Origin of the sequence: Shewanella sp. TC10 (assembly GCF_009663145.1) — a bacterium.
Taxonomy (GTDB): Bacteria; Pseudomonadota; Gammaproteobacteria; order Enterobacterales; family Shewanellaceae; genus Shewanella.
Map to the genome: position 1 here is coordinate 71,449 of NZ_VKHR01000015.1, position 14,202 is coordinate 85,650.

9 protein-coding genes are annotated in these 14,202 nt (G+C 42.3%); 8 read left to right on the forward strand and 1 reads right to left on the reverse strand.

Translation table 11 applies throughout. The annotated features are described in order from the left end of the window. Nucleotides 1-17 precede the first annotated feature (17 nt). The 8 genes from rng (at nucleotide 18) to FNZ24_RS07520 (ending at nucleotide 13,516) form a co-directional block, all read left to right on the forward strand. Nucleotides 18-1,508, forward strand: coding sequence for a ribonuclease G (gene rng / locus FNZ24_RS07485; RefSeq protein WP_153913861.1), 1,491 nt, complete (start codon nucleotides 18-20; stop codon nucleotides 1,506-1,508). Beyond that, complete coding sequence (locus FNZ24_RS07490; protein WP_153913862.1) at nucleotides 1,508-6,064, forward strand: YhdP family protein; 4,557 nt, start codon at nucleotides 1,508-1,510, stop codon at nucleotides 6,062-6,064. Before rng ends, FNZ24_RS07490 begins: the two co-directional genes overlap by 1 nt. Further along, nucleotides 5,988-6,824, forward strand: a complete 837-nt coding sequence (locus tag FNZ24_RS07495) for a carbon-nitrogen hydrolase family protein (protein WP_153913863.1) — start codon at nucleotides 5,988-5,990, stop codon at nucleotides 6,822-6,824. The genes FNZ24_RS07490 and FNZ24_RS07495 overlap by 77 nt, the downstream gene beginning before the upstream one ends. 178 nt (nucleotides 6,825-7,002) lie before the next feature. Next, nucleotides 7,003-8,451 (forward strand): metalloprotease TldD, encoded by a 1,449-nt coding sequence (gene tldD, locus FNZ24_RS07500; RefSeq protein ID WP_153913864.1) that lies wholly within the window; start codon nucleotides 7,003-7,005, stop codon nucleotides 8,449-8,451. Between the two features lie 133 nt (nucleotides 8,452-8,584). Next, a complete protein-coding gene (locus FNZ24_RS07505) occupies nucleotides 8,585-10,081 on the forward strand; it encodes a TolC family protein (RefSeq protein WP_153913865.1) in 1,497 nt (498 codons plus the stop codon). Continuing rightward, a complete protein-coding gene (locus FNZ24_RS07510) occupies nucleotides 10,071-11,045 on the forward strand; it encodes an HlyD family secretion protein (protein WP_153913866.1) in 975 nt (324 codons plus the stop codon). The genes FNZ24_RS07505 and FNZ24_RS07510 overlap by 11 nt, the downstream gene beginning before the upstream one ends. Nucleotides 11,046-11,150: 105 nt before the next feature. Further along, nucleotides 11,151-12,371, forward strand: coding sequence for an ABC transporter permease (locus tag FNZ24_RS07515; RefSeq protein ID WP_153913867.1), 1,221 nt, complete (start codon nucleotides 11,151-11,153; stop codon nucleotides 12,369-12,371). Further along, nucleotides 12,368-13,516, forward strand: a complete 1,149-nt coding sequence (locus FNZ24_RS07520; protein WP_153913868.1) for an ABC transporter permease — start codon at nucleotides 12,368-12,370, stop codon at nucleotides 13,514-13,516. The genes FNZ24_RS07515 and FNZ24_RS07520 overlap by 4 nt, the downstream gene beginning before the upstream one ends. 115 nt (nucleotides 13,517-13,631) lie before the next feature. Here FNZ24_RS07520 and FNZ24_RS07525 read toward each other — a convergent pair whose 3' ends face one another. Further along, nucleotides 13,632-14,015 carry a hypothetical protein gene (locus FNZ24_RS07525; RefSeq protein WP_153913869.1) on the reverse strand — a complete coding sequence of 128 codons (384 nt, stop codon included), beginning with the start codon at nucleotides 14,013-14,015 and terminating at the stop codon, nucleotides 13,632-13,634. Nucleotides 14,016-14,202: the final 187 nt, after the last annotated feature.

Genomic DNA, 14,202 nt, shown 5'->3' on the forward strand with positions numbered 1-14,202 from the left:
CGTTAAACAGGTGGCTTATGCAAACAAAAGCACAGCGTAAAAAAGGATCTGAATTACTGATTAACGTCACACCAACTGAAGCAAGGGTAGCGCTTGTAGAACATGGTGTATTGCAAGAAGTTCACATAGAGCGCCGCATGAAGCGTGGTCTTGTTGGTAATATCTATAAAGGTAAAATCAGCCGTGTTCTGCCTGGCATGCAAGCGGCGTTTGTAGATATTGGCCTAGAGAAAGCCGCATTCTTACATGCTTCAGACATTGTGCCGCACACAGAATGTGTGGCCGATGTTGAAAAGGGCAACTTTGTTGTACGTGATATTGCTGAGCTTGTCCGTCAAGGCCAAGACATTATGGTACAAGTGGTTAAAGATCCTCTTGGCACCAAAGGCGCTCGTTTAACCACAGATATTACCTTACCTTCCCGCTATCTCGTGTTCATGCCTGGCTCTAGCCATGTTGGTGTATCCCAGCGTATCGAAGAAGAATCAGAACGAAGCCGTTTAAAGAAAATTACAGAGCCTTATGTAGACGAAGATGGTGGTTTCATTATTCGCACCGCAGCTGAAGGTGTTGGTGATGATGAGCTTGCTCAAGACGCTGCATTTTTAAGACGAGTGTGGGCTAAAGTTAGCGAGCGCAGAAAACGAAAAGGTGCGACCTTGTTGTACCAAGATTTAGCGCTCCAAGTAAGGATTATCCGGGATTTTGTTGGCACCGAACTTGATCATATTCAAGTGGATTCGCGTCGCACCTTTGCTGAAATTGAAGGCTTTGCACAAGAATTTATGCCTGAAATTGCAGAGAAAATTGAACACTATGCTGGGCCATCACCGATTTTTGAGCTTTACGATGTTGAGAACGAAATTCAGCGCGCGTTAGGCCGTAAAGTCGAACTTAAATCTGGTGGTTACCTGATTATTGATCAAACAGAGGCTATGACCACTGTTGATATTAATACTGGCGCATTTGTTGGTCATCGTAATCTAGCCGAAACTATATTTAATACCAACTTAGAAGCAACTCAAGCGATCGCAAGACAGCTAAGGCTGCGTAACTTAGGCGGCATTATCATTATCGACTTTATCGATATGATGAATGAAGAGCATAAAAAGCGAGTGCTAGATAGCCTAAACTTAGCATTAGCAACAGACAGAGTGAAAACCAGTGTCAGTGGTTTTTCTGGTCTAGGCCTAGTGGAAATGACCCGTAAACGTACTCGAGAAAGTCTTGAGCATGTTGTGTGTGGCGAGTGTCCTGCTTGTAATGGAACAGGTTCAATGAAGACCGTAGAGACGGTTTCATATGAAATTTTTAGAGAGATCATTCGTTTAAATCGCGCTTATGCCGCTGATGAGTTTTTATTGTATTGCTCACCTGCAGTTTATAAGAGTTTAAGCACCGAGGAAGGCCATTTATTAGCAGAGTTAGAAGTTTATATTGGTAAGCAAATCCGCCTACAAAATGAAACTTTATATACTCAAAATAAGTATGACGTGGTGATGGTGTAGTGCCTAAGAGTAAAACCGTTAAAGTTTGTCGTTTTTTGTTCCAAACCGTAGCCGTAGTATTAGTACTATTTGCGCTGGCGGTCAGTCTCATCCGCGGTTTACTGCCACAGCTGCCTGAAGCTCGCTATGAAGTGATAAATTATTTACATGAGCAGTATCAGGTTGAAGTTCAAATAGGTAAGCTTTCGGCTGAGTGGCAAGCTTTTGGCCCCGCGTTAACTGTCAATAATCTCGTTATTCCTCCTCAGCAAAAATTACCCGTGACCATCATTGCGAATAAGGTTCATTTTAAGCTCGATTTCTGGCAAACCTTATTGACCCTATCACCAAAAATTGAAACGGTGAATTTCGATGGTATTCATGTCGCGCTCAATGTTGACGAACTTTCTACAGGCAACGCTGAGCCGGCAAGCAGTACGAATTTAGACTGGTTATATGCATTATTGTTAGAGCAGTTAGAGTATTTTTCTATTAGTGACGGCACGCTGCAACTGCTAAGTTCAACCCATGATTTTCGACCGATATTTATCAGTAACTTTATTTGGCATAACAGCCCTGAATTACACCAAGGCAAAGGCTTTATGCACCTTGATTCAGAGGCTTCTGCAAAAGAGCTATTGGCATTAAGGGTTGATTTGGAGGGTGATGGTTATAATCCAGATGAATTAGTGGGGCAGATATACCTATCTGCCAAGTCGTTAGATTTAGGCGAATGGGCTTCAAGGCAGCATGACCCTCTATTAAAACTAGACAACATTGAATTTGAAGGTGTGGTTAATCTTAAAGCTTGGTTAGGCATTGAGTACCGAACGATTAATACAGGGTTATTAACGTTTGAACCTAGTTGGCTACAATGGAACACGTCAGGTCAGCATCAGAAGTTTGCGATTAATGGCGGTGCATTAAAATGGCAACCTAACAATAATGGCTGGCAAGTCAGTAGCCATGATTTAGATTTTTCCACCAATGGCGTACCGTGGCCTGAACTTAATTTATCTCTTAAAACAAATTACAGTGATTTGTCAGTTAGCATTAATAAAATCGCGCCTGAAGTATTGACGCCCTTATTACCTCTTATTCCTAAAATGGGCGAAAAAGGGGTCGAGAAGTGGCGGGCATTATCCCCTAAAGGTGTTATTGGACCTTTGCAGCTTTTAAAAGAGCCTGGTAAACCATTCCTATTAAAAACAGCCGTCAAACAGCTAGAATGGTCGGCAATGGATAATATTCCGGGAACCAGTCCAATAGATTTTAATATTTCATGGGCCAATGGTTTACTGAATGCTGAATTTCCTGAGCAAGATTACTTATTAGATTTTCAGGATGGTTTCGAAGCGCCTCTAGCGCTTAAAGGCGATGCATTTCAAGTCCAATATAGCGTCGAAAAGTCTCGTTTAACCTTGCCTAATGTGCATTTTAATAATCCCGATATCGACATTGCAGCCTCAATGCAATTGGATATGGATAAAGATGCTCATCTTGCTTTAAGCGCCAATGTTGCCATTTCAGATGTTGATAATGCAGGTAGATACTTCCCATTACATACGATGAGTGACAATTTGGTGAGCTATTTGAATAATTCGTTACTCAAAGGCAGTATTCCAGATGCCAATATTGTCTGGCATGGACAACTGAATCAATTTCCTTACCAAGACCAATCCGGAATTTTTCAGGCCGGTTTTAACCTCAAGGATGGCGCTTTTTTGTTTCAGCCTGACTGGCCAGCGGTTGATGACTTGAGCCTCTATGCTTTATTCGAAAATGCGGCAATGGACATCTTAGTCAATAAAGGCAATCTTTTATCCGTTCCAGCAGATGGCGCGCATGTCTATATTCCATTTATGGGTAAAGAAACAACCTTAAAAGTTGAGGCTAAAGTGGGCGCCGATGCTGATGACGCCAAAGAAGTTATTGATAATTCACCGCTTAAAAACTCTATTAGTCCAACGTTAAATGTTGTGCAAATATCCGGTGATATTGTCAGTGAATTAGATTTAACTATTCCGCTGTATGAAGGTGGAAAAGCTGACAATAAAGGCATAATCACTTTTAATGATAATGCGGTATATGTCAGTACGCCGGGCCTAAACCTTGAAAAGGTAACTGGCAACGTAGCGTTTAATAACGCTGAAGTCAGTGGTGAACAGATCAATGCTAATCTGTTTGAGCAACCACTGACGTTTGGCTTTGCCACAGAGCCGACAAATACTGGAGATTTAGCTCTGACTGTCGATCTTGCTGGTCAGTGGGATTTAGACACATTACCTGACTATATCGATAATCCATTAAGCGAATACTATTCTGGCGACATGGCTTGGGATGGTGCCTTGACGATGATATTTGATCCCACTGGTTACCGCCTGCAAGTTCAAGTTAATTCTGATTTAGTTGGAACCTCGCTTTCATTACCTGCACCATTTGCAAAAGATATTGAGCAGCCGAAAGCCTTAAGGGCCGAATTAGTCGGTGATAATAAGCAATCTTCTTTGAGCATTAAATTGGGAAAGGAAGCAGAGTTTTGGGGTGGCTTTAATGAAGATACTGGCGACCATCTCGCACATTACGATTTATTGTTAGGCCGTCATTTTAAGTTGGGTGACCAACTAGTCAAAGATCAGGGGCATATTCAAATCGATTTGCCTGAAGCTGAATTGACGGAATGGTTGCCTATCATTAGTAAATTTACTGATAAAGTAAATTCAAGTATTGATGCACTTCCTGAAAAGAACGTAAAAGATAATGCTACGGCGCCAGCTGACACTATTGTTCATACTCAATCCATTGCACCGACTGACATGATTATGGCTGCGCAACAGTCTAGTGTTATTCAAAATGAGTCTACAGGGAACAAGGTTGAGATTGCTAAAGAGTCAGAAGCTTTAGTTGATCACACGGCGAAAGAAGCGCTAACAAAAAATATTGCTGCGAACACAGAGTCCTTAACTGTTAAAGACTTAAATGTTAAGGACTCTGCAATTATAGGCCCTGCAATTAAAAACAAGGTCGTCGATGATTCGTTAAGCGACAAAGTGAGCTTTTTCCCAGCATTAACCTTAATTGATGCACGTATTGGCTCGTTAAATATTTTAAGCCAAGAGTTTGAAAACCTAACTTTTACAGCCAAGCCATTAAAGCATGTTTGGCGCTTTGATATTGCCTCTGAACAACTTGAAGGCCATATTGATTTTTACCCAAGTTGGCGTGAACAAGGGCTTAAAATTGTAGCCAGTAAATTACATTTAGCACCTGTAATTAAAGCGCCTGAAGAAGCACAATACTCACCAGATAACCTATTGGATAATTTGCCGCCATTAGCCGTCGATGTAGATGATTTTGGCCTATATGACACACAGCTTGGTCATTTGGTGCTTCAAGGTATTCCATATGAAAATGGCTATCGCTTTCAGACCTTAACGATGACTAGACCTATTGTGAGCTTGCAAGCATCGGGAGACTGGACTTTTGCAGAAGGTACAAGCCTAACCAAATTTGATGTCAATATTAAAGCCAGTAAATTTGATGCTTTATCTGAGGCATTAGCTATTAACCCTGGCCTTAAGGAAGCACCAGTGGATATGGTGGGTGAGTTCTCATGGGAAGGTGCACCCTATGCGTTTTCTTTAGAAACCCTAAACGGCAAATTACGCTTTGATTTAGGCAAAGGTTATTTATCAGAGATCAGTGACAAGGGTGCCCGTATATTCTCACTGTTTAGCTTAGATTCTTTAGTGAGAAAGCTGTCGCTTGATTTCTCTGATGTGTTTGGCAAAGGGTTGTATTTTGATTCCTTTGGCGGTTCATTAGATATTGATAATGGTGTAGTGAAAACAACAGACACTGAAATGGATGCGATTGCAGGCAACATGAAGGTGCGGGGTTATACTGATTTAACCACTCAAAGCTTAAATTATGACATCCGCTTTATACCTCAGTTAGCGTCTAGCGTGCCTACGGTAGTATTATTGAGCACCAGTGCATGGACCTTAGGTTTAGGGGCTTTTGCATTAACTAAGGTGTTAGAACCAGTCATTGAGGTGATATCTGAAATTCGATTCCGCTTAGGCGGCACCATGACAGATCCTCAGTTAGAGGAATTAGAGCGTAAAAGTAAAGAAATAGAAATTCCTGAATCAATTCTGCCACGTACTGAACAACCTGTAGAAGAGACTGATGCGACTCAAGTGACAAGTGCAACGACTCAAGTAACAGGTACTGCTATCACAGCATCTGACGAAACAGCAATTAATACACAAATCGATACAGAAACAAGCGCACCAAGTGAAGCGCAAGTTGAAGAAGTTCTCAACGAAAGCATCGAACAAAGCATCGAACAAAGTATCGAAGCTAAAAGTGAAACCAATAATTCGATAAAACTCGATGCAGAAACGGCTATTACTACAAACTCAGACACCAATGTCATATCTTTTATTGATTACAAGCAGGGTGATCGCTTTCAATCTATAAGCCAAGGAGGCAGCCATGCAAATCAGTTTACTGCAATGTCAGAGCAGCAAAGATGTAGCAGCCAATCTGGCATTTATCGACTTGCAGCTTAAGTTACTTACAAGGCAAGAAGGCGAGCCTCAATTAGTTGTTTTACCTGAATGTTGTTTGATGTTTGGTGGTCATGAACAGCAGCAATTGGCGATAGCAAGTGACGACAATAATAGTGAGCTTAAGCATTCATTAGCCGAACTAGCATATCAATACCAAGTTTATATGGTCGCTGGTACTATTCCAATTACAGCTGAAGATGGTCGTGTATATAGCCGCAGTTATCTATTTGATGATACGGGTGATACCTTAGGTAGTTATGATAAGTTACACTTATTTGATGTCGAGGTTGCTGACAATACTAAGTCATACCGAGAAAGTGATACTTTTTGTCCTGGTGAGCGTATTACGGTGGTGAACACGCCATTTGGGAATATTGGTTTAGCCATTTGTTATGATATTCGATTTCCTGAGTTATTTCGTGCGCTGCGCCTTGCTGGAGCTGACTTTATCGCTTTGCCGTCAGCATTCACCAAAGTCACAGGAGAAGCTCACTGGCAAACCTTGATTCAGGCTCGGGCCATAGAAACCCAATGCTATTTTTTAGCGGCAGATCAATGGGGCCAGCATAACCAAGGTAGCCGAGAAACATGGGGACAAAGCATGATTGTTGACCCATGGGGTAGAGTCGTCGCAGAGCGTAAAACTGGCTTGGGCTGGGTTCAAAGTACCATTGAATTAACAGAGCTTAAAAAAATAAGACAACAAATTCCGGTGGTTCTACATAACCGATTTGCGGCACCAGATTTGATAAAGAACTAGGGCCTGTTGATCTTTCAAGGTTGTTTTTGCAGCAAAGATTAACAGGGCTTAGAAACGCTAAACATTAAAGTTGGCGTTTAATTAGCACAGTTACAACACAAATTATCGATAATCACAGTATCAAGACTGTGGTTGATTAGCATCATTTTAAAAGCCAAAAGGCTTAAAGAGAGAATTAATGCCATTTCTAGCTCAAGTAGAACAAAATTTATTACAAGATGGGTTAACTCTAGATGGTCTGCAAGATTATCTTAAGGTTATCCACCAACATAATATTGATTTTTCAGACTTGTACTTTCAAGGTAGCCGCCACGAAACATGGGCACTTGAAGATGGCATTATTAAAGAAGGTAGCTTTCATATCGAACGTGGTGTTGGTGTAAGAGCCATCACTGGCGAGAAAACCGGTTTTGCTTATGCTGATGAAATCACTCCTGCAGCACTACAATCTGCCGCAGAAGCTGCTAGAGGGATCGCCTCAGCAGGTCAGCAACATAAGGTTCATGCATTTAAGCGTCATCAAACTCACGGCTTATATAACAGTGCAGATCCGATTGCAGCGATGGAAGAAGCACCAAAAATCAACCTTTTAAAACAGACTGATGCTTATATTCGTAGCCTTGATAGTCGTATTATTCAAGTGGTTGTGAGTTTATCTGGTGTCCACGAAGAGATTTTAGTTGCCGCAAGTGATGGCACACTAGCAGCTGATATTCGCCCATTAGTGCGTTTTAACTGTAGCGTCATTTTAGAAGATAATGGTAAGCGAGAACGCGGTAGCGCAGGTGGCGGTGGACGTCATGATTACAGTGTATTTCTTGCCACCGATGATGCTGGCTTACCTGTTTGTTTTGAATTTGCCCGTGAAGCGGTTCGCCAGGCACAAGTTAATGTGAACGCGATTGATGCGCCAGCAGGTGAAATGCCAGTGGTACTGGGTAATGGCTGGCCTGGCGTATTACTTCATGAAGCTGTAGGCCATGGTCTAGAAGGCGACTTTAACCGTAAAGGCAGCAGTGCATTTAGTGGCAAAGTTGGCCAACAAGTTGCGTCAAAATTAGTGACAGTAGTTGATGACGGCACAATAGCAGATCGTCGAGGTTCATTGAGTATCGATGATGAGGGCGTACCGACTCAGAAAACGACGCTTATTGAAAATGGCATTCTGAAAGGTTACATGCAGGATAAGCTAAATGCCCGTCTGATGGGTGAAGCCACCACAGGTAATGGACGCCGTGAATCTTATGCTCACTTACCGATGCCGCGTATGACCAATACCTATATGGAAGCGGGCACCTCTACACCAGAAGAAATGATTAAATCTGTCAAAAAAGGCATTTATGCACCAAACTTTGGTGGTGGTCAGGTAGATATCACCTCAGGAAAATTCGTATTCTCGGCTTCTGAAGCCTATTTAATTGAAAACGGTGAAGTGACTGATGCTATCAAAGGGGCAACATTAATTGGTAACGGCCCAGAAGCAATGAGTCAAATTTCAATGGTAGGTAATGATCTCGCCCTAGATAAAGGGGTTGGCGTATGTGGTAAGGATGGTCAAAGCGTACCTGTTGGGGTAGGCCAGCCAACCTTGAAGTTAGACAGTTTAACTGTAGGCGGTACTGCTTAAGTTATTGTAAAGGTGTCGTTATGGCACCTTTTATTTATGTGATCTTGATAACCCACTCTTGTATATTTGAAAAGTAAAACTAGTTATAATTCGCCATCAATAGAGTAATTGCTCTACTTAAAGGATGAGGTTAATGAGGCATTTAGCTATTTTCTATACGGGTATTAGGCGCTTGAACGTGTTCAATTTAAGCGTGTTAAGTTCTGGTATTGTACGCACACCTAAGCCAAAGCAATTTCTATTGTTGTCGTCCTTTCTCGCTCTATGTTCAGTGATTCCTCCTAGCCATGCAGAACCTATTGCATTTAATAATGCTTGGCAGCAACTATTAACCGTCAGTGATAAACTTAAAGCACAGTCTCAAGAAGTCAGTCGTGCTGAAGCCGAAGAGCGCGCTGGCGAAGACATGAATTTACCTTCTGTTAATCTAGCTGGTAGTTACACACGCTTAGAAAAGCCCATTGAATTAGACTTACGTGACCTTAATCCGTTAGCTGCGATTGACCCAGCAGGTCTACCACCGGCGTTAGGCGAAGCATTAGCAGCCATTCCCGGTTCAATGTTTGTCACCCCATTTACCGAGCAAGATATCTTCCGCGCAAGTCTTCAGGCAATGTGGCCGATTTATACCGGCGGTAAAATCACTGCAGCTCAAGGTATTCACGCTGCTCATGTTGAAGAAAAAAAGCATCAATACTCACTGACAACCCGAGATTTATTTACTCAATTAGTTGATCGCTATTTTGCCGTTGCAGTGACCCAAACCTTGGTAGAAACCAATCAGCAGCTGGTGGATTCGCTCGCAGAGCATGAGTCCCATGCACAAAAATTAGAACGTGAAGGCCAAATCGCTAAAGTTGAACGACTCAATGCCCAAGTGGCTTTAGAAAATGCCAAAGTGAATCTTGGCAGTGCCAAGCGTCAACATGAAATGGCTCAAATCGCCTTATCTAGAATGCTACAGCTATCGGATGTGAATCCAACCTCGGGCTTATTTAGCTTACCGCAATCCCCCTCATTGCCACGTTTAAGCCAGCTCACCTTAACTCAACACCCAGCGCTTAAATTGCTTGAAGCTAAAGAGGCCCAAGCTAACGGGTTAATTCAGCTAGAAAAAGGTCGCTACCATCCCACTGTTTACTTGTATGGTAATTACACCTTGTATGAAGACGACAGTTTATTTTCTCAAATTGAACCAGACTGGATGGTGGGTGTGGGTGTGAATGTGCCTCTATTTGCTCGAGATGGTCGAAGTGGCAAAGTGGAAGCGGCGCAAAGCGCGTTATTACAAGCTAAATATACTAAAGCCCAAACACAGCAAGATTTGAGCTTATTAGTTGATCAAAGCTATCGTCAGCTTCAACAAGCAGATGAAGAAGTGAAAGCGCTGAACGCATCACTAGCGTTAGCCACAGAAAACCTTCGTTTAAGGGAATTAGCATTCAACCAAGGGCTATCAACTTCAATTGATAGAGTGGATGCAGAATTAAAGCTGAGCGCTGTGAAAACGCAGCAGTTAGGCGCTCAATATCGTTATGTACAAGCCTACGCAAGACTAATGGCCATTAGTGGTCAAGTGGACGAATTTATTGGTCGAACCCAATTACAGGAGCAGCAACATGCGGGCTAATCGAGTTATTGCCGTTATCGCAATTATTTTTCTACTAGGAATATTAGCCTACGGATTAAAGCTAGCATTTGAACCGAAAGAAACCGTATTACAAGGGCAAATTGAGGCTCGTGAATACAATATTTCATCTAAGGTGCCTGGTAGAGTTGAGCAAGTCATGGTTCGTCGTGGTGACAAGGTGGCTGTTGGAGACTTGTTGTTCGCGATTAACAGTCCAGAGTTAGATGCAAAACTGATGCAAGCAGAAGGTGGTCGTGATGCCGCTAAAGCGATGCAACAAGAAGCCGATAATGGCGCGCGTCAGCAACAAGTGACAGCTTCAAAAGAGCAATGGTTAAAAGCTAAAGCAGCGACAGATTTAATGGAAACCACTTATCAACGAGTCGAAAATTTATTCGATGAAGGCGTGGTTGCTAGACAAAAACGCGATGAAGCTTTTACTCAATGGAAAGCGGCGCAATATACCGAACAAGCTGCGCTAGCTATGTATCAAATGGCTGATGAAGGTGCGCGGGTCGAAACTAAAGCCGCAGCAGCAGGTAATGCACGTATGGCTGAGGGCGCGGTAAAAGAAGTTAGCGCTATATTAGCTGACAGTCAGATGCGCTCTCCTAAAGTTGCCGAAGTTAGCGAAGTGTTATTGCAAGCAGGTGAACTGGCACCGAGTGGCTTCCCTGTGGTGAGTTTGATTGATATCTCAGATGCTTGGGCTGTGATGCAAATTCGCGAAGATCAGTTAGCAGACTTTAAACAAGGGCAAACCGTTTCGCTGAATATTCCTGCGTTAAAAGTGACTGAAGACTTCACTATCTCTCACATCAGTGTCATGGGCAGTTTTGCCACTTGGCGCTCAACAGAAAGCGGTCATGATTTTGATATGCGAACTTTTGAAGTAGAGCTTCGCCCAAATAGTCCTATTGCAGATTTAAGAGTGGGTATGTCTGTGCTACTAAACGCAAAATAGCAAAATCTGTAAGGCGAGAAATTAAGGTGCAGTTTGTTTTTAACTTGCTTCTAGTTTTAATTTGCTTCTAGTGGTTACGGTGCTTCTAGTCGTTAGGGTATAAGAATGCGGGCTTTATTAAATCAAGAACTTAAGCGTTTATGGCACTCACCTTGGCAATTGGCCTTGGTGACGTACATTCCGCTGGTCAGCATTTTGTGTTTATGGTGGTTGTTTAGCGCAGGACTGCCAAGACAGCTACCTGTAGCTGTAGTCGATCAAGACAATAGCCAATTAACACGTACCTTAACTAGAAACTTAACCGCCAACTCTGTCATCAAGCCGATAGCTTTCTCGCAATTACCAGATGCTGAAGCTGCGATGAAAAAAGCCGAAGTTTATGCTGTAGTGGTTTTTCCTCATAAATTTAAAAAGTCGCTATTAACCAGTGGTAGCCCAACGGTAGATATTCGTTATAACAGCCAATTTTTATTAGTCGGTAAGCTGCTCTCTAGCCAATTACAACTGAGCTTAGGCGCGGGGCTTATGGAAGTCGCAGGGCTAAAACAGTTACTAATTGGTGTGAATAGCGCGTCGGTGGCAGTCAACCTAAGTCCTGTTACTAGCCAGACAACGGCGCTGTTTAATCGCAATAATAACTATGTTGGGTTTTTAGTCCCGCCAGTGCTAATTGCACTTTTGCAATTATTAGCCATGATGACATTCGTCAATACGCTCAATGACTCGTTAATTAAAACTAAAGAAACCTATTTGTTACCTGATAATTTTTGGTCTCAAGTTGCTAGTAAAGTCCTACTTTATACGCCGATGATGGTATTGCATGGTTGTTTCATTTTGGTATGGCTTTATGGTTATTTAGGCTTACCCATTGCCGGTTCAATGAGCCTGTTAGTTATTGCGTTGCTGATGATGCTGTTAGCATTGTGGACACTCGTTATTCTGGTGTTTTTACTGATGCGCGAACCGGCCCGTAGTGTTAGTTTTTGTACTGCTTTATTTGCTCCTGCATTTGCATTTATGGGGGTCACTTTTCCTGTCAATGACATGCCGTTGGTTGCGCAGTGGTGGCGGTTAATCATGCCTTCAAGTCATTATATTGATTCTCATATCAGTGTGATCAGTTATGGCGCACAAGCCCAACAAGTGCTGCAACAGTTTTTATCTTATTGGTACTTCTTGATTGTTATTGCTTTGGCTTGGGGCTTACATAGGGTGTTAAGTCGTAAGCAGCGTTTGGCTCAATCTGAGGGGGGATCTCATTTAAGCCATGCAAGCAGCTCAACTAAATCTGATCATTCAAGTAAGAAGCCAGAGGTCAGTCTATGAGTTGGCTGCAATTATTATGGGCCGAATTTAAAGCGATTTTGGCTGATAAGGCCATTGTTGTGACTGTGTTTGGTGGCGTGTTGTTTTACTCAGTCCTTTACCCATTACCTTACTTAAATCAGGTACCAACTGAGCAAATGGTAGTCGTGGTTGATCATGATAATTCATCATTAAGCCGGCAATTACTCAGGCATGCAGATGCGAGCCCTAAAATTAAAATTGTGGCGCAAGTTGGCAGCATTAATGAAGCCCAGCAATGGATTTCTGACTCTAAAGCCCATGGCTTATTGGTTATCCCTGAAGGTTTTAGACGAAATTTATTATTAGGCAAAGGCGCGACATTAAGCTATGGCGGCGATGCGAGTTATTTCCTCATATACTCTGCTATTGCCGAAGGGTTAATTAGTGCAGGGATGGATGCTGGGAAGCAGGTTCAAATGTTGGGTTTGTTAGCTCGCGGCCAAAACCCTAAACAAGCGGAGCAAAGTTTAAACTCAGTTAACATTAATAGCGTTCCTGTATTTAATCCGAGTTTGGGTTATACGCCTTATGTTGTTCCAGGGCTATTTTTGCTTATTTTGCATCAAACATTGTTAATTGGTACTGGGATCTTAGGGGCAGGACAATGGCGTAAAAAGGGTTACTGGAATGAGGTTTCACCTTTAGCACTTATTGGTGCCCGCCTAACCGTGTTTTGTGCTATTTATGCAGTATTCTCTAGCTTCTACTTAGGTTATTGCTTCTATTGGTATGACGTAAGTGTACAAGCTACATTGGCTGAAGTCGGTTTATTCATGCTGCCGTTCTTATTATCGACAGCGGCTTGCGGTATTGCTTTAAGCTGTTTATTCGTTAAGCGTGAACTCCCCACTCAAGTATTATTATTAGTGTCTATGCCCATTTTGTTTGTATCTGGCTTTGTATGGCCATTGGCCTTAATTCCCGACTTATTGGTACAAGTGTCGCAAGTTATTCCTGCTGTGCCTGCAATTTTAGGTATGTTGGAGTTAAATCAAATGGGAACGGATTGGACGAATGTTATGCCGCAGTGGCTGCAGATGTGGGCTTTATTTGCTTTATTTTGCTTACTGGCATACATAGGCATTAATCGCAGGTTATCTACTCATTTACTGCAACAAGAATAACCCTATATCTGCCAATAAAATAGACATTGGCCTAAGTGGCTCAATGTCTATTGGCTTTTCAATATAATGAGGCCGAAACGTTAAGTTTCGCTGTCGCTGTTGATCGTCTTCCAAATTATAATGTTCCCGTTTCAGTGTTATTAATTTCCGTTTCTAAGCGAAGTAGGTTTTGCTTGTAGAGCGGCTCTTGGGTTGCTTTTGCTGCTTGTCGGAAGTCTTCTAACGCGCCAACATTGTCATTAGCCAATACTTTCATTACACCACGATTATTGTATGCATATGCGCGCATTTGCATTGATGGCAGTTTATCTGCTTTTACGGCCATTTCTACAGCTTCAGTACAGGCTTGTTCTGCGATGTCGAACTTAGACATTTTAGTATATCCAACGCATAAGTTGAGATTACGAGTATAAGTATCAATCGCAGATCTTCGAGCCGATTTCGTTAATGCGATACCTTCATCTATGTCACCAGATTGAATAGCATCAACGCCAGGCATATCTTCAATTAAAACTCAGAAGCCGTAGCAGGGTTAGCTCGAGGGAATAAGTTTTATCTAAATAATAAACAAGGCGTTTCAGTTGATAATCATCAACTTGGTACACTTTGGCTAACGCAGTTTTTACGACAAGCCTACGCGCAAACGCTTTCTGAGCGTGAACAARTTGCCAATGCTTACCGCCAAC